This window comes from Halobellus limi (assembly GCF_004799685.1).
Lineage (GTDB): Archaea > Halobacteriota > Halobacteria > Halobacteriales > Haloferacaceae > Haloquadratum > Haloquadratum limi.
The window spans coordinates 32,618-49,131 of the sequence record NZ_CP031314.1 but is presented as its reverse complement, the minus strand read 5'-3'; the positions used below and the strand labels follow the sequence as shown (position 1 = coordinate 49,131).

At 64.4% G+C, this 16,514-nt stretch carries 18 protein-coding genes and 1 pseudogene; 15 read left to right on the top strand and 4 right to left on the bottom strand.

Annotated features, from left to right (window positions below):
- Positions 1-126 precede the first annotated feature (126 nt).
- Complete coding sequence (locus tag DV707_RS17660) at positions 127-978, top strand: hypothetical protein (protein WP_103992983.1); 852 nt, start codon at positions 127-129, stop codon at positions 976-978.
- A 55-nt stretch (positions 979-1,033) separates the two neighbouring features.
- Here DV707_RS17660 and DV707_RS17655 read toward each other — a convergent pair whose 3' ends face one another.
- Together DV707_RS17655 and DV707_RS17650 are read right to left on the bottom strand one after the other, a co-directional pair.
- On the bottom strand, positions 1,034-1,885 hold the full coding sequence (locus tag DV707_RS17655) for a CPBP family intramembrane glutamic endopeptidase (protein ID WP_235010849.1): 852 nt from the start codon (positions 1,883-1,885) through the stop codon (positions 1,034-1,036).
- Positions 1,886-1,976: 91 nt separating this feature from the next.
- Positions 1,977-2,585, bottom strand: coding sequence for a PH domain-containing protein (locus DV707_RS17650; RefSeq protein WP_103992982.1), 609 nt, complete (start codon positions 2,583-2,585; stop codon positions 1,977-1,979).
- Between the two features lie 138 nt (positions 2,586-2,723).
- Between DV707_RS17650 and DV707_RS17645 the strand changes: the two genes are divergently transcribed.
- From DV707_RS17645 to DV707_RS17595, 11 genes and pseudogenes are all read left to right on the top strand, one after another.
- Positions 2,724-3,416, top strand: a complete 693-nt coding sequence (locus tag DV707_RS17645; RefSeq protein ID WP_103992981.1) for a CPBP family intramembrane glutamic endopeptidase — start codon at positions 2,724-2,726, stop codon at positions 3,414-3,416.
- An 83-nt stretch (positions 3,417-3,499) separates the two neighbouring features.
- Positions 3,500-4,786, top strand: coding sequence for an alpha/beta hydrolase family protein (locus DV707_RS17640; protein WP_103992980.1), 1,287 nt, complete (start codon positions 3,500-3,502; stop codon positions 4,784-4,786).
- Positions 4,787-4,789: 3 nt separating this feature from the next.
- On the top strand, positions 4,790-5,791 hold the full coding sequence (locus DV707_RS17635) for a CPBP family intramembrane glutamic endopeptidase (RefSeq protein ID WP_103992979.1): 1,002 nt from the start codon (positions 4,790-4,792) through the stop codon (positions 5,789-5,791).
- A gap of 129 nt (positions 5,792-5,920) precedes the next feature.
- Positions 5,921-6,388 carry a hypothetical protein gene (locus tag DV707_RS17630; RefSeq protein WP_136361940.1) on the top strand — a complete coding sequence of 156 codons (468 nt, stop codon included), beginning with the start codon at positions 5,921-5,923 and terminating at the stop codon, positions 6,386-6,388.
- A 238-nt stretch (positions 6,389-6,626) separates the two neighbouring features.
- The gene (locus DV707_RS17625) at positions 6,627-7,169 is read left to right on the top strand and encodes a DUF998 domain-containing protein (RefSeq protein ID WP_240728578.1); all 543 of its coding nucleotides are present in this window, start codon (positions 6,627-6,629) and stop codon (positions 7,167-7,169) included.
- Between the two features lie 5 nt (positions 7,170-7,174).
- Complete coding sequence (locus DV707_RS17620) at positions 7,175-9,151, top strand: serine hydrolase domain-containing protein (RefSeq protein WP_103992976.1); 1,977 nt, start codon at positions 7,175-7,177, stop codon at positions 9,149-9,151.
- A gap of 54 nt (positions 9,152-9,205) precedes the next feature.
- Complete coding sequence (locus tag DV707_RS17615) at positions 9,206-10,090, top strand: type II CAAX endopeptidase family protein (protein ID WP_103992975.1); 885 nt, start codon at positions 9,206-9,208, stop codon at positions 10,088-10,090.
- Positions 10,091-10,146: 56 nt separating this feature from the next.
- Complete coding sequence (locus DV707_RS17610; protein ID WP_103992974.1) at positions 10,147-10,956, top strand: CPBP family intramembrane glutamic endopeptidase; 810 nt, start codon at positions 10,147-10,149, stop codon at positions 10,954-10,956.
- Between the two features lie 150 nt (positions 10,957-11,106).
- The gene (locus DV707_RS17605; RefSeq protein WP_103992973.1) at positions 11,107-11,988 is read left to right on the top strand and encodes a CPBP family intramembrane glutamic endopeptidase; all 882 of its coding nucleotides are present in this window, start codon (positions 11,107-11,109) and stop codon (positions 11,986-11,988) included.
- A 2-nt stretch (positions 11,989-11,990) separates the two neighbouring features.
- Positions 11,991-12,182, top strand: a pseudogene (locus tag DV707_RS17600) (ATP-binding cassette domain-containing protein); the annotation flags it as partial.
- Positions 12,183-12,211: 29 nt separating this feature from the next.
- Positions 12,212-12,922 carry a CPBP family intramembrane glutamic endopeptidase gene (locus DV707_RS17595; RefSeq protein WP_103992971.1) on the top strand — a complete coding sequence of 237 codons (711 nt, stop codon included), beginning with the start codon at positions 12,212-12,214 and terminating at the stop codon, positions 12,920-12,922.
- Between the two features lie 30 nt (positions 12,923-12,952).
- On the opposite strand, the gene DV707_RS17590 is transcribed toward DV707_RS17595, so the two are convergent.
- The gene (locus tag DV707_RS17590; RefSeq protein WP_235010853.1) at positions 12,953-13,600 is read right to left on the bottom strand and encodes a 2-oxo acid dehydrogenase subunit E2; all 648 of its coding nucleotides are present in this window, start codon (positions 13,598-13,600) and stop codon (positions 12,953-12,955) included.
- Between the two features lie 278 nt (positions 13,601-13,878).
- Here DV707_RS17590 and DV707_RS19240 point away from each other — a divergent pair, with 278 nt between their 5' ends.
- The 3 genes from DV707_RS19240 to DV707_RS17580 all read left to right on the top strand — a co-directional run bounded on the left by DV707_RS19240 (position 13,879) and on the right by DV707_RS17580 (position 15,377).
- Positions 13,879-14,013: a hypothetical protein gene (locus tag DV707_RS19240; protein WP_268806889.1), complete on the top strand. Its 135-nt coding sequence runs from the start codon at positions 13,879-13,881 to the stop codon at positions 14,011-14,013.
- Positions 14,010-14,387, top strand: coding sequence for an HXXEE domain-containing protein (locus tag DV707_RS17585; RefSeq protein WP_103992970.1), 378 nt, complete (start codon positions 14,010-14,012; stop codon positions 14,385-14,387). The genes DV707_RS19240 and DV707_RS17585 overlap by 4 nt, the downstream gene beginning before the upstream one ends.
- Before the next feature lie 96 nt (positions 14,388-14,483).
- A complete protein-coding gene (locus DV707_RS17580) occupies positions 14,484-15,377 on the top strand; it encodes a type II CAAX endopeptidase family protein (protein WP_103992969.1) in 894 nt (297 codons plus the stop codon).
- Positions 15,378-15,418: 41 nt separating this feature from the next.
- Here DV707_RS17580 and DV707_RS17575 read toward each other — a convergent pair whose 3' ends face one another.
- The gene (locus DV707_RS17575) at positions 15,419-16,426 is read right to left on the bottom strand and encodes an Acg family FMN-binding oxidoreductase (RefSeq protein WP_103992968.1); all 1,008 of its coding nucleotides are present in this window, start codon (positions 16,424-16,426) and stop codon (positions 15,419-15,421) included.
- Positions 16,427-16,514 lie beyond the last annotated feature (88 nt).

The window sequence follows — 16,514 nt, the reverse complement described above, 5'->3', positions numbered from 1 at the left end:
CGCGATGTGACGAACCCATGAGTCATGAAACCACGCCTCCCCCGAAGGGGATGTCGGTTCCTGCCCAGTGAGAACCACCAGCAGCAGTTATCGTCTGGTCGATCGTCTGTTCGTCTGGTGAATGCGATGGACAGGCAACTCCGCCGGTGGCACGTCCTCGCGACAGTCGCCGTCCTCGTTCTCGCCGCCGTCTCGTCACTGGCCGGACTCTTCCGGCCGGGTCACTACCGCGCCGCACCCGGCATCGTCGAATCCTACCGGATGCAGGACCTCACGATCCTCGTCGTCGGGATTCCTGTCCTGGCGGTCGGACTCTGGTACGCGATGCGGAGCTCGCCCCGTGGTCGCATCGTCTGGCTCGGTGGGCTGGCGTACATGACCTACATGTGGGCCTCGATCGCCGTGCAGATCCCGTTCAACGCGTTCTTCCTCGTGTACGTCGCGCTGTTCGGCCTCTCGCTGTTCACGTTCGTCGGCGGGATGGTGACGACCGATGCCGACGCGATCCGCGAAACACTCGATGGGCACCTCAACACGACACTGTACAGCGTGGCGCTCGTGGTCATCGGCCTTGGACTGGGCGCTCTCTGGCTCTCGGACGTCGTACCGCCACTGCTCAGCGGAACGGAACCGTCACTGATCGAAGAGTCGGGCCCGCAGGCGATGGTGACACACGTCATTGACCTCGGGGTCGTCGTCCCGTCGATCTTCCTCTCGGCCGCGTGGCTGTTCCGGGAACGCACCTGGGGCTTCGTCTTCGCCGGTGTCGAACTGGTCCTCGGCGCGACCCTCGCTGCCCCGATCGGGATCATGACGATCGTGTTCATGGCTGGCGACACTGTCACCATCAGCCCCGTGGCGGCGTTCTTCACGTTCCTGCCGATACTCGTCTCCACGTTGTTGGCCGTTACATACCTCCGTTCGATGGGACGACGACCGGAGCCATCGACAGAGAGTGATCGCGGTCACTCCGTCTGAGTGGGCGATTCATCACGGGAGGGACGGTCCGGGATCGCTGTGGAGAGCTGCTCGGTTACGCTATCTGTCGGGTATCCGCTTCCGATTCTCGACTGACGGACGTTTTCGAGAGCCGCCCGCTCGCCACTAGGACGATGACTACGAGTGCGAGCGCCGGGAGCTGGAACGGGAACATCTCGTCGGCGAGCCCCAGGAACTCGCCGCTCAGGTTCATCACCGAGTGTATCAGCAGGACCGCGAGGATACTCCGGTCCGTGTTGTTGTAGATCCAGACGAAAACGAGCGTGTGCAGGACGATACTCGGCAGCCACCACCACAACTGGGGATCGTAGCTGGTGTTCGCGTAGTAGCCCGGAAAGAAGACGAATGCAGCGTGCCAGGCGGCCCACGTGCTCCCGTTGATGACGCCGGCGACGAGCGGACTGAAGCGTTCCTGGAGTCTATCGAGGTAGTAGCCCCGGAGTCCGGTCTCCTCGATGGCCGGGAACAGCAGGCCGAGTGCCAGCATGAACCCGAGTGTCGCGGGGTCGGTCAGGACTGTCCAGACGACGGTGATCGGTCGGTCGGTGACGCCCAGCGCGATTGCAGCCCCGGCGGTGACGAGATTGAAGACCGGCCAGAATACCAAGATGACGACCCACCACTGCACGGAGATCCGCCGCACGTCGACGAGCCGTCGACCCAGGTCACCGACCCGTTCCTTGCCACCGGTGAGCCAGGCCATCGTGAGACCGGCGAGCAGCGGACTCGCCCCACCGACGAGAAACAGGATCAGGTTGGTCCCTTCCCAGACGGACGTGTTCGAGCCGAAGATTGGGGCCCAGAACAGGTACGCCCACCCGAGATAGAGGACGGGGAACCCCCACGGTGTGCTCAACCGTGCCAGCGTTCTTATCCGATCAGTCATCGGCACCATCCTGCTCTCCCTCTCGAACTGTATTGTATCGCCGACATGGGAACACGGACGTCCATCGGAAGCAAGGAAACCACCGTCAGTGCTACGCGGTTCGCCCCTGCTCGAGGAGCTCCCGGATGCGGCGGAGTTCGCCCAGCATCTCGGTGGACTCCTCACCCTCGTCTGTCCGGGACTCGACTGTTTCCACGGTGTCTTCGCCTTCGGTCGCCTTCGCGGGCCGCTCTCTGACCCGGTCCAGAATCTGTTCCTGGATGTCCTCGAAGTCACTGACGCCGCCGATGGTCAGTTCGGCACCCATCTGGCCACCGTACCCCGCGGTGTGGATACCGACGGCCCCGGCGTTCACGAAGCGCTCGATGGGGCCCTGCGAGATGCCGACGTTCGTGATCCGGTTGTACGGCACCGTGGTCTTCTGCTGGAAGAAGACACCACGGCGGTACTCGACCTCGTCGTCGGTAAAGCGGTAGCCAGCGGTCCGGTAGAACGCCGGAATCCACCACGTCAGGTAGCCGAAGGCGACCAGCGCGATCGCGGCCCCGACCAGCGGTACCAGCGGGTTCATCTCGAAGAGAACACCAGTGACGGCGAGGAGACCGGCGACGGCCAGTACAATCGCGAGCGCGATGACCTCGAACGTGAAGTAGTAGCGGCGTAACTGTTCGGGCTGGAACCACTCGTTCTGGGGTCTCATACATAGAGAGATGTGCTGCGAGATAATGAGAATAGACCGACACTCTCACCGGGTGAGAATCTACTGTCCGATGTCGACATTCTCGGTCCGCGAGAGCAGCCGCGCCATTATATGTGATTTCGACGCCACGTTGTCGGTATGTCCTCAACGACCAGTGAGAGCCGTCACCCCTCGCGTCGAGACCTCTCTGCCCCCGTCGTCGTCGGCTTGTTCGTCGCACTGTTCGGATCACCGCTGCTCGGTCGACTCGACCTGCCACGCTGGGCCGACGCGACCGCGACGCGGTCGTTTCTGGCGAACTCACTCTCGACCTGGGTTCTGGTCGGTCTGGTCCTCGCGATCGTGCTATACTGGGAGAACCGCCGACTGGATTCGATCGGACTCCGAGCACCGACTCGCAGGGAAGCAGCCGTCGGACTCGGTGCGGGCGTCCTTGGAGTCGTCCTCGGCCTGCTCGCGACCGGTATCGCCGTCGTGACACTGCAACTCGAGCAACCGGAAACGCTGTCGGCCCTCAGCCAGCTCTCGCTGCCGGTCCAGCTGATAATCGTCGTGACAGCCGTGGTCACCGAGGAGATCCTCTGGCGTGGCTACCCCATCGAACGCCTGACCGAGGTGACCGGCAGCGTCTGGATCGCTGCGGCTGTCAGTGGAATCGTCTTCCTCGCCGTCCACTTCCCTGCCTGGGGGCTGGTCGGTGCAATCCCGCAGGCAGTATTCACTCTCGTCATCGTGGGCGTCTACGTCTGGTCGCGGAACGTGGTGGCCTGTATGCTCGCCCATGGCGTCATCAACGTCGTCATGATTCTCGTGTTGCCAGCGCTTCTTTGAGAGAGCTTTTCTTCCCCTCCCTTCCCATCGTGTGAGAACGTTCACACGTTATTTGCGAGTGGTCCACGAACGGAACTGTGAGTATGATAGCCGACTTTCTCGCGAAACTGCCGCCCGAAGTGCGTGATCGATTGCCCGACAAACTCCCTGGCGTGAGAGATCGGGTACACAGTACGGAGTCGGTGACGTATGCGTTCGACCTGAACACGCTCGACTACTTTTTCTCGATTCTGCTGAGCTTTCAGACGTACGGTGGGAGTGAGGTCGGCGAGTCTTTCACCGTCGCCTCCCGTATTGATGAAACAGACCTCGATACCTGGGAAAGTGAGTGGCAGGCGTTGGCAGAGCGCGTTGAGACGCGGGCCAACAAGTGTCTCAACGACGGGCACGAGGTGAGTGCTGCTGAACACTACTTCAGAGCCTACACGTATCGCCGGGCGTCGGTCGGGCTATGCGATCCGCAGTCCGATTCAGAGTTCAAGACGGGATACGAGCGGGGCCGCGAGTGTTTCAACACGGCAGTCGACTGTGTCGACGACCCGATCGACCGTGTTGCGATCCCATTCGAGAACGCGGAGCTGCCCGGTTACTTTCTCCCTGCCGAGGGAACTGCCGAGCAGACGAAGACACTCGTCATGCTCGGCGGGGGCGACACGTTCGTGGAGGACACGTACTTCATGATCGCACCTGCGGCACGGAAGCGTGACTACAACCTGCTCCTCGTCGATCTCCCTGGGCAGGGCATCCTCCCCGATGAGGGGCTGACGTTTCGCCCCGACGCTGAACGACCGTTCGGTGCAGTGCTGGATTGGCTTACCGATCGCCCCGAGGTGGACCCCACTCGACTCGGCGCCTTCGGCGTCAGCTTCGGGGGCTATCTCGTCCCGAGAGCGGCTGCACACGACGACCGCATCAACGCCTGTGTCGCGAACAGCATCATTCTCGACTTCGCAGACGTCTGGCTCGCGAACAATGCGCAGTGGCTCGCCCGACTGGAGGACACACCCGTCATGGACCTCCTCCCACGTATCGCGAGACCGGACCTCAGGCTCGTCCTTGAGTTGATGGATCAGTACATGTGGCGCTTCGGGGCAGATTCGATCGAAGAATTGCTCGCTGTCTCTGAGGAGTTCACTATCGATCCCAGTGCAATCGACTGTCCGACGCTCCTGATCTCCGGCGAACAGGAGTACGAAGACCACGAGGTCTTCGGCCCTTGGCAGGACGAGGCACTCTCGGCGATCGATCACCCGGACGCCGATCTGGAGGTCCTTCCGACTGACCTGGGTGCGAGTTCACACATGGGAGCCGGGAACCTCACCTTGATGAATCAGATCGTGTTCGACTGGCTCGACGACGTACTCGCCTGAACGATGCTCGCTCTCCTCAAGAACCTCCTCTGGAACGACGGGACGCACCGTCTCCGACTCCCGTGGCGACTGCTCGTGTGGCTGGGTCTGCTCGTCAGCCTCGGTCTCCTGGCGCAGATTCTCATCGTCCTGATTCGGAGTCCGTCAGCGGAACCACTGCTCGTCCTCGTCACGCCGGGACTGTCACCCGACCGGGCACTAATCGCCGTCCTCAACGTCGTCTTCCTCGCCTCGCAGCTGGTGGTGATGGTCGGAAGCGTGTACGTCGCCGGGCGATACCTTGACCGCCGGCAGTTCCGGGACTTCGGCTTCCACCTCGACCGCCAGTGGTGGATCGACCTCAGCTTCAGACTCGCGCTCGGGGCCGTTCTGATGACGGGCATCTTCCTCTTCGAGTTGCTGGTCGGCTGGGTCACGATTCGAGATCTCGTTTTCGTCGCTCGCGCCGAATCCCCATTCTGGCCGTGGTTTCTCTGGGCGTTCGTCTCGTTTGTCGCCGTGGGTATCTACGAGGAACTCCTCTTTCGCGGGTATCTCATCACGAACCTCGCGGAGGGTCTCACGTGGTCCGAGCAGGTCGGACGGGCAACCGCGGTCGGCCTCGCAGTGCTCGTAACCTCGCTTTTTTTCGGCGTCGCCCATGCCGGGAATCCGAACGCGACGCTGGCGAGTACGGCTGGCATCGTCGTCGCTGTACTCATGCTCGCGGGTGGGTATGTCCTGACCGGTGAACTGGCGATCCCAATCGGCATCCACATCACCTGGAACTTCTTCCAGGGGCCGGTCTACGGCTTCCCCGTTAGCGGGACGAACGGCGGTGTCGCGCTCGTCGCGACCGAGCAGTCGGGCCCGACCGTTCTCACCGGCGGGAACTTCGGCCCCGAAGCCGGCATCATTGGCCTCGTCGCCGCCGGTATCGGCCTCGTGCTCGTCGCTCTTTGGGTCAGGTGGCGTGACGGCCGCCTCCGGTTTCCAACCGAACTCACGACGCCCGAACGACGATGAGCAGCGTGCTGCTCCGGGCAATCGTCTGTGTTGTCCCAGAGGTGTGGTCCGGGCTGGCAGGTTCCCGTCTCGTGAGAACCGGCCTTCGTGCCTATCGTGTCGGCCGTCCAACGTGAGGGTGTAATCGAGATGCAAACTGAAGAGGCGGGTCCCGAAACCACAGCAAGCTCGACGAAGTCTGGGGCCGACCGTCACTGGGACGTTCTCCGCGTCGTGCTGGGGGTGATGTATCTGCTGGGCGCACTCACGCACGTCCTGCTTGGCGTCCTCGCTCCCGAAATCTATCCGCAATTCGCGAATCAGGCGCTCGTTGCCCCCTACACGGACCTCTGGCAGTCGCTCGTCGTCCCGTATCTCGCGATTCTGCAACCGCTGGTAACTGTCTTCGAGGTCGGCCTCGCAGTCGCCCTCTGCTGGCGTGGCCGTGCTGTCCTCCTAGGCCACGCTGCTGGTGCCGTATTTCAGGCTGGACTGGTCCTGTCCGGGCCCTGGGGCCCGATCAACGCCGCCCTCGCGCTGGTTCACGTCGCCGCGCTCCATCGATCGTATCCGAGTACAGTTCTCGATCTTGTTCGCCGAGGTGAGACGGGTACGTAGCCCTCAAGAGTGACGAGCCAACGGATAGCGAGTCGTTCTCTCGGGCCGTCTCTGATTCGTTCTCACCGAACGGGAAGCGCCGTCTCGATTTATATCATTATCTAGCCAACAGTAGTACGGTGAACAATACATGAGCCAACTCGAATCTACAGCTGAGCCAGTAATCTCGATTCGGGGGGTGGCGGTCGCGCCCCGAACACTGGCGGGTATCTGCTTCTTCGCACTCGCTGCACAGTTCATGACAGTGATCATGCTCGCGGCGGCGATGGTCCCCGGCTATGATTTCCGTGGGGGTGCCATCAGTGACCTCGGAGTGTTTCCCGAGACGGCACTCCTGTTCAACGCCTCGCTGATCTTGGTCGGCGTGCTGAATCTGGCAGGTGGATACTTCTTCTACCGCAGCCACGGGAAGCGCTGGCTCCTCGCGGTCTTCGCGCTGGCGGGCGTCGGTGCGATCGGCGCCGGCCTCTTCCCGCTGGACACCGGCGGCCTCCACGGCCTGTCGGCACTGCTCGCGTTCGTCTTCTTCAACGTGCAGGCCATCGGGAGCGCGACTCGCCTCGGCGGCGTCATGCGGGCACTGGCCGTCCTGGCTGGCGTGCTCGGACTCGTCTTCGTCGTGTTGATGGCGCTCGGTGACGGTGGGAACACCGCCGCGTTCGGCCCCATCGGGCACGGCGGCACCGAGCGGATGATCGTCTACCCCGTGATGCTCTGGCTGGTCGCCTTCGGCGGCTACCTGCTCGGGGAGCGCGAGCAGGCGACTGTCTCCACTCGGTAGGTCGAATGTTCGAGCGACGAATACGTCTCCTCGGCGCGGTCGCACTCGTCGTCACACTCCTGAGCGCGCCGCTCGTCGCGACAGCCACTCCGGTTCCCGACTCGACTGCGACGCCGCCAGCCCACGTATCCACACCGACCGAGCAGGTCGCCCTGACGAACCAGACGGAGACCGGGGCGTGGCTCGACGAGACGATGGCCCACCAACTGGAGGAGTACAACGTCCCGGGCGCGGCCGTCGTCATCGTCAGCGACGGCGAGGTGGTTCTCGCGAAGGGGTACGGGTACGCAGCTCTCGATTCTCAGCGACCCGTCGACGCCAACGAGACGGTGTTCAGCGTCGGCTCGACCGGCAAACTCGTCACGTGGACGGCCGTGATGCAGGGCGTCGAGGACGGACGGCTCGAACGCGACCGCGACGTGAACGAGTACCTGACCGACTCGGCAGTCACGGTCCCGGACACCGACGACGAGCCGATTACGTTGAATCACCTCGCCACCCACTCGGCGGGCTTCGAGGACATCTTCAGGGGGATGGTCACGGACGACCCCGACGAGATACGGCCGATGGATGAGATTCTCGCCGCGCACCGGCCGGCACGCGTCAGGCCGCCGGGCCAGTTCGTCGCGTACTCGAACTACGGGACGGCCCTGGCCGGACACGTGCTCGCCGAGCAGTCCAACGCGAATTTCACCGAACTGGTCGACGAGCGCATCTTCACGCCCCTCGGGATGGCCGACACGACCTACGCCCAACCGCTTCCCGCCCGACTGGAGCCTCGCCGCGCCATCGGATACACGCACCAGAACGGCGAGTACCAGGCTCACGACCCCGTGATCTGGACACTGCCGCCCGAGGGTGGGTCGCTCCGCACGACCCCCATTGACATGGGGCAGTTCATGCTCGCCCACCTGAACGAGGGCGAATACGGCTCGGAACGCATTCTCGAGGCCGAGACGGTCCGTGAGATGCACCAGCGACAGTTCACGAAGTCCGAAGCGGTCCCGGAACTAAACGGGATGGCCTACGGCTTCATAGAGATGGACCGCAACGACGAGACGATCGTCGGCCACTGGGGCGACACGCCCCGCTTCAAGAGCCTGCTAGCGCTCTACCCCGAGCGCGACACCGGCCTGTTCGTTGTCTACAACAGTCCCGGCGGCGGTCCCGCCCGGTTCGAACTCCTCCAGGCGTTCACGGACCGGTATTACCCGCGGTCGGATACGCCAGTTGTGGAACCACCGGACGGTGCCGCGGAGCGAGCGCGCGACCTGACGGGTGACTACCGCTCGCTGACAGTGTCTGCGTCCTCCTGGGAGCGCGTTCTCGGCGTGATGACACGGACCTACACCGTCGGAGCCACCGAAGAGGGGTACCTGACCACCAGTCGCCTCGGCGAACCCACTCGCAGATGGGTCGAACGCCGTCAAGGGGTGTATGAGGAGGTCGGCGGGAGCGACACGCTGGTCTTCCGGTTCGACGAGGATGGCCGCGCGACCCACATGTTCCGACACGCCTTCGGGCCCGCCACCTACGAACGCGTCCCGTGGTACGAGAGTCTCACGGTGCTCCAGGCTGTCCTCGGCGGGGGCGTTGTGGCCTTCCTCTCCGTCCTGTTGCTCTGGGTCGGTGGTCCGGTGTGGCGACGATGGCGAGGCGGTGACCTCCCGACCGGCCGCGAGCGGGCGGCCCGCTGGCTGCTCGGCGTGGTGAGTCTGCTCTGGCTGGCAGTGCTGGTCATCTTCCTGCTGGCCTGGATCAACTTCGACGCCGAAGCCGCCTCGCCGTCGTTCGCACTCCAGACCGGCAAGGTCCTCAGATGGATCGCCCTCGCTGGGACGGTCGGTGCCGTCGTCGCGACCGGGTTCGCGTGGCGCGACGGCTTCTGGACTCGCTGGGCCCGGCTCCACTTTTCTGTGGTGACGGCGCTCGCACTCCTGTTCGCCTGGCAACTGTCCCTGCTCGGGATTCTACCACTGTAAAGACTCGAGATACATGATTTCAACACCAGCAATCGACCGAGGGAGTATCGAACCATGAGACAGCAGTTTCGCGAACTCGTCGACGCCCATCCCGTCGCGACGTTCTTCGCGCTCGCCTACGCCATCTCCTGGCTGGCGTGGCTCGGTCCGGTCCTCGGACTGGCCGAGCCGATACGGACGCTCGGATTCATCGTCGGGGGCTACGGCCCGGCGCTCGCGGCCCTCGTCGTCGTGTGGGTGGGAAGCGACTCAGTCCGGGCGTGGGCACGCCAGATCGTCGACTGGCGCGTCGCGCCGCGGTGGTACGTCGCCGCGCTCACCATCCCGCTCGTACTCATCGCACTGACCAGCGTGGGCCTCGAACTCGTCGGCACGTCCGTCGATCCCGGACTCCTCTCTGATCGCGTCTCGCTCGTGATCGTTTCCTTCGTCAGCATCGCACTCGTCGGCGGCGGCAACGAAGAACCTGGCTGGCGAGGGCTCGCACTCCCGAAACTCCAGGAGCGATACGCACCGGTGTCTGCGACCCTCATTCTCGGCGTGGTCTGGGCGCTCTGGCACCTCCCGCTGCTGGCGACCGGTCCCACGACGTTCCACGGACTCGCTGAGTTCGTCGACATAGCGCCGTCGATCGGGGTTCGCATCCTGAACATCGTCGGGATCGCGTTCATCCTGACGTGGATCTACAACGAGACCGGGAGCGTGCTGCTCGCAATCCTCGCACACACCGGGTTCAACACGGCCAACAGTACGCTCGTCCCGCTCCCACTCGACTTCATCAGCGCCGGCGACTCCACGACGATCCTCGTCGTCACGACAGTCGCTGTCTGGGGGATTGTCGCCGTGCTGTTCATCGCCACTCGCGGTCAGTTCGGGTACGAGACCGGGACCGATACAGCAACGACGCAGACTCCCGGTCACAGTTCGGGGGTCCAATGACTGGAGAGGACGGCGGTGGCCCAACTGCTTTCTCGACGCGGGAAGTCGGCGACCCCATGTCCCCGACTACAACCACCCCCTCGTTCGGCCGTCGGTTCGGTATGGCCCTGCTGCTTGGCCTGCCTGGAATCGTGGCGCTCGTCGGCTACATCTACGTCACGACACCGCCGAGTGCCGTCCCGACCGGCCTGTCACTCCCGTTGCTCGCCGTCGTCTCGGCTGTCAACCCACTCTTGCTCCTTGGCATCGCGTGTCTGCTCGGCGCCTACGCAGCACCGCGGGTCGGACTGCGCTCGTACGCGATCGAGGGGACTGGCACCGACGACAGCATCTGGCAGCACCTCCGGCAAGAGGTCGGACTCGCTGTCGGGGTCGGTATTATCGGGGGTATCCTGATCGTCGTCCTCGACGCTGCGTTGATGCCGTTCGTTGCTCAGGACCTGCCACAGTCGGCGATCGGAGCGACGAGACCGACGATACTGACCGTCCTCGGGTACGCGCCCGTCCGATTTCTCTACGGCGGAATCACCGAGGAACTCATGCTCCGGTTCGGACTGATGTCGGTCCTCGTCTTCGCCGGCTGGCGCGTCACCGGCCGCCGTGCGGACGGCCCGCGACCGACTGTCGTCTGGGCAGCGATCGTCGTCGCCGCCGTCCTGTTCGGCCTGGGTCACCTCCCGGCACTCGCCCAGGCAGTCGCCCTCACACCGGCACTGGTCGCCCGGACGGTTCTGCTGAACGCGGTCGCCGGCGTCCTCTTTGGCTGGCTCTACTGGCGGTACAGTCTCGAGGCTGCGATGGTGTCTCACGCCTCGTTCCACGTCCCACTGTTGTTGCTCTCGGTCGTACAGGTCGCCCTGCTCTGACGGGACTGCAATGGGTGACGTCGAGGACGGAGTTGAGCCCCCGGCGACCGTCCCACGCTCCCTCGGTGTGGCCTCCCAGCGGGCAGATAGATTCTCAGCGGACGAGAATAATAATCTGTATTGACACTCTCGGGTGGTGTACCGTCGGATATGATCAGAGAAGTCGTGGAAAGGCGGCGTCTCACCTCGTTTTTCCTCCTCGCATATGCTCTGGCGTGGGGCGTCGAAGCGGTTCCCGACGTTGTCGGGATGACCCAGCCGTCGTGGACGAGCTGGTTCTTCGCCGGCTTCCTGAGCGCGCTCGCACCGTCGGTCGCAGCCGCAATCGTCGTCTGGGCCAGCGACGAGAGCGTCCGCGGCTGGTTCAGGAGCGTCGCGAAAGTCCGCGTCCACTGGAGGTGGTACGTGGCAGCTATCGCCGTCCCGTTCCTCATCGTCTACGCGGCCGGTGTCGTCTCGTGGGCGATCGGTGGCCCCATCGACTGGTCGGCGTTTGAGGTCAGCCCGACGACCATCGTCTTCGGCATCGTCATCGGGACGCTGCTCGGCGGCGGACAGGAGGAGTTCGGCTGGCGCGGGTTCGCCCAGCCCGAATTGCAGGAACGCTACGGCGCCTTCCGGGCCGCCATCGTCGTCGGCGTCTTCTGGGGCCTCTGGCACCTGCCACAGTTCCTGCCCGGGGGCTTCCGCGCCGACTGGGGACCGCTGATGGTCGAGTCGTACTTCGTCGGTATCATCGGATTTTCGGTGTTGCTGGCGTGGGTGTTCAACGGCTCGGGCGGGAGCGCGTGGCTCGCGATGGTGATGCACGGGGCCGACAACGCCACGCAGGGACGGCTCCCGATCGACCTCTCGATCGTCGCGCCCGACGGCGTCTTGCTCCCGTCGACGCTCGTCACGATCAACGTCCCCCACGCCATCCTGACCTGGCTGATCGCGCTGATCATCGTCGGTGTGGTCGGGACAGCCCTCTATCGCGACCGGGTTCGTGGGCATATTGCTGGAATCTCCCCCGCACCGGGAGGTGACTGACCGTGGCAACAATCCAGACGGAGGGGCTGACGAAAGGCTACGGCCAGGACGTCTCCGCCAGCAACGACCTCTCGCTGCCCGTCGAGCCGGGCGAGGTGTTCGGCTTCCTCGGTCCCAGCGGTGCGGGGAAGTCGACGACAAACGTCGTCCTTCTCGATTACCACTCGCAACCGGGTGCTGGACCGTCAGCCGTCTGCCCCCAACTAACCGCTCGACACAACCGATGACCACTGAAACAGTCCTCGACGACGCACAGACACGAACCGACTCGTCCATCGACCACTCGTTCACCCAGACGCAACTCCGACGCGGCGGAATCATCCTCCTCGGGTTCGTCGTGATGCGTGCGCTCCTCTGGGGTCCACTCTGGACGCAGCCGACGCCCGCCGACCCGCTCCAGTACGGCGGACTGGTGCTCGTGACGATCCTCGTCGGCTCGGTCGGACTGGTCTACCTCGGGTTCATCCGCTGGGTCGGCGTCGACATCGTCTCCTGGTGGGTCGACCGCGAGCACCTGTTCCGAGACATCGCGTGGGGTCTCGCCGGGTTCGTCCTCGCACTCGTCGTGACAGCAGGGATCGCCATCGGGTTCCAGTCGCTGCTGGGGCCACGGCCGCCGAACGCACCGGTCGCGGAAGCTCCCTCGCTAGCCGGGACGCTTCTCCTGCTCGTGTTCGGGTTCGCAGTGGCGTCCTTCCAGGAGGAGACGCTGTTCCGTGGCTTCCTCCAGACCGAACTCGCGGACAGATATGGTGAGTGGCCTGCGGTCGTCGTTCAGGCCGGTGCGTTCTCGGTCGCACACGTCGGGTACTACCCGTTCACCGCGTGGTACCTGTTCGCGGCGGCGTTCGCCGGCGGCCTCGTCTACGGGTGGCTCCGGAAGCGTCGTGGACGGCTCCTCGCGCCGGGAATCGCTCACGGGTTGCTGGGGTAACGCCTGGCCGAGAGTGGAGCGCCGGCACTATCACTCATCGGCCGGTGGTTCGAGCCCACTGGCGTCCTCGATGAGTTCGCCGAGTCGCTGCGTGAAGCGCGTTGCCGGTGCGCCGTCGACGACGTCGTGGTCGAACGTCACCGTGAGGTCCAGCAACTCGCGGGTCGCGATCTCGCCGTCGACCACTCTCGGTTTCTGGCTGATGCCACCGACGGTCAACTGTAGCGTGTAGTTCGTGGGACTGACCGCCCACCCCCCACCCTCGCCGAACATCCCCACGGAGGTGACGGTGACGGTCCCCGCCAGGTCCTTCCAGCGCCGGGGAAACCACTGGGGGAGCCGCCAGACGAGTCGCCGGAGAAATCCCGGGAGTCGCAGTGCCACTTCGCCCCACCGCGAGAGTTCTGTCGGGTCCTGGGATTCCTGTGCGGCCCGGATTTCCTCGTGGATCGACCGGACGGACCGTTCGTTCGCCGTCCTGACGACGTGGGGGACGCCCATTCGCTCGCCATCGACCGTCGTCTCGACGAGGACGTTCACGTCGACGTCCTCGAACACGTGGACGCGCCCCCGCCAGTCTCGATACGCGTTGACGTGGGGATGGTCGTCGAGCGCCTGCGCGAGACAGAAGACGAGAAAGGCGGTGAACGAGAGGGATTCTCCCCTCCCCGCTTCGATGGTATCGTCGACGCGCCTCGGTCACGTCGACCTCTATCAGGCCGTGGACGTTGCTCCGCCGGCCTGCGGTTCTCATGTAATCGACCGTCCCTTGCCGACGGGGAGAGAACGGCTCGATCCGATCACCGCGGTCGCTCATATCATGCGTTCTCCGCGCAGAATTATACCTCTTGATGTCCTGCCAGGTCTGGACAGGCGTGAAATATGAAAGTGTCCAGTCAGCTCCGCATCCATACTGTCAACATATTTGCCCACGCTGGGCACATTTCCTTCCAGCTGTGGCCACAGGTCCAGTGCTCACCGAACTCTGGTTGCTGCCACTGTCGTGGGTCGTTCATGACCTCGAGGAGGTACTGATGCGGGACCGCTGGATGCACGGTCGAGAGGAGACGCTCTGGGCGCTGGCCGAGTGATCGCGATTCACTCGACACCGACAAGAGAGTTCGTAGTTGCCGTCCTCGCTGTTGGCTCGCTCCTGTTTGCGATGACGGCGGTCGCGACGCAGCGCCCGACCGGAGTCTGGGGACTCCTGTTCGCGGTGTTCCTCGGTGGCTACTTCCTCCACGCCTTCCTGCACGTCGGCCAGTCCGTTCTCCTGCGTGGATACACGCCAGGCGTCGTTACGGCCGTCGGCGTCGTCGTTCCCGTGTCGGCGTATCTCTACAGGCTACTGTTCGAGACGGGCATCCTAGATGGCAGACTCGCCCTCACAACGGCACTTCTCGGGATTGTCGTGTTCTTCCCGGTCGTTCTGGGCGCACATCGACTCGCCAGTCTCCGCAGGTAACGGCGAAGATCGAATGCGAGACCACGTTCTCATCTGCCGGGAGTGGTGGTCTGGCATTATCTGATGGCGGTTCGAACTGTTAGCTGTGAACTGACTATGGACCCCCTCCGCTCTTTCGTCCGCCGTCGTCGCTTCTCAACGTTCGTTCTGCTCACGTTCGTCCTGACGTGGGTTCCGTGGGGGATCGTCGCCGTTGACCTCCAGACTGGCCGGTCGTCGTTCGTGACGCCACTCATACTGCTCGGGGGATTCGGCCCCTTCCTCGCAGCCATCGTCGTCGCTGCTGCCGGTGGCGACATCCGCTCGTGGCTCGGGAATCTCGTCGACGTGGGAGCGCCACTCTCCGTCTGGGTCGCCGCAGTTCTGGTTCCGATCGTCCTCTACGTCGGCGCGCTCGTGGTGTTTGTCGTCTTCGGTGGCGGGTTCGACCGTGCCGGCGTCCTGCCGGCCGCGGCGATCCCAGCGATCGCGTTCGCGACGCTCATCCGGGGTGGACTGGAGGAACCGGGGTGGCGCGGACTCGCTCTTCCGGTGCTCCAGCGACGCATCGGTGCGCTCCAGGCGAGTCTCGTCATCGGCGTCGTCTGGGCGCTCTGGCACGTCCCCCTGTTCCTGATGCCCGGGAGTTCACAGGCGGGGACGCCGTTCGCACTGTATGCTGCGGTCGTCGTGGGAATCAGTGTCATCACGACGTGGCTCTACAACGCCGCCGGTGGCCGGACGCTCGTCGCCATCGTCTTCCACACGCTCTCGAACGCCGTGTCCGTGACGACCGCCGGCGGCGTCATCGGTGACGAGGTGGCGTCGCAGGTCGCGCTGCTCGCTGTCGTCTGGACTGCCGTGGTGCTCATCGTCTGGCGGTACGATACCGACCGGCTGTCCCCGAATCCGCTCCCGAACGGGGGACTGGACCTCACGCCACCCGTGCCGGGAAGCGACCGCGCTGGTGAGGCCAGCGAGACGCCATCCCGGACGGACAGTCCGGAGTGAGTCCCCAGTGTTCGCGTTCGCCCTCTTCTGTTTTCACCGTCTCAAGCCTGGGCGAGGAATGTCTCGAGTGGCCAGCGCGGGGTGTGCTCGGCTTCCCCGTCGGTGTACCCCAGTCGGAAGAGGTGCTGTGGACGGCCCGCGTCATCCGGCAGGAGGTGCTCGAGCCGTTCCCGCATCTCGGGACGCTCGAGCGTCTGGCTTATGGGATGGACGGCGACGCCCTCAGTGCTGGCCAGGAGCGCAATCCGCTCGAAGGCCTGTCCGGTCCTGACCCGTGCGGTCGGGTCGTCCACCCCGGTCGTCAGCACGGCGACGACTGGTGCGCTCTGAATCAATTTTGAGTTCTTCTTCGCTTCTCGATCGCCGATGTCGAGGTGTGTGACGACGGCCTGTCCGATGCGAGCCGCGAGCCAGGAACTGCCGAGCGCGCCGTTGCCGATCCAGTGGCCCAGTTCCGTTCGGTACTCGGGGTCGTCCATCTGGAGCCGGTCCGCCTCCGCCTGCAACTCGCTGATCGTGCCTTTCGCCTCCGGGTCGTCGACGAAATGGAGCGTGACATCAGTCTCGTGGACAACATCCCGCAGTCGCTCGCGCGTCTCCGGTCCGAGCGCTCGGTCCTCGAACACCTCGTGGCTCGTCGCTCTTGTCGTGAGCGCGTCGACCAGCTCGGGCGGGCTTGGGTTCGCGGGTTCGCCCTTCTCGAGCGTCACCGTCACGACGTTGTCGGCCGATCCGGGGTCGTGATACTCGAGTTCCGGATCGAAACCGAAGTGTTCGGCCGCGACACAGCAGTTCTCGACGGCACAGCCGACACTGATGTACAGTTCTCGCCTGTCCGGGTCGGCGGCGTCGAGCCAGCGAGACTCGTCGGCGGCGATTCGAATCTCGTTGCCACCCACCTCGAACGTCCAGGGCTGGGAGTTGTGACTCGACGGGGCCAGGATGGCGTACCGGAGCAGGAATCTGGCCTGCTCCTCTCGTGTCCCGTCCGTCGGGAAATCGTCGGCTGTGACGTCCCAGACCGATCTAGTGAGAGATGCTGCTGGCATACCAGAGATTTGTCCGCGGAGAGTATAATCGTGACTGGCAGTATCAGCCGGTGGGAATACCGGCTGCGGGGGCCAACCGCGCCCATCC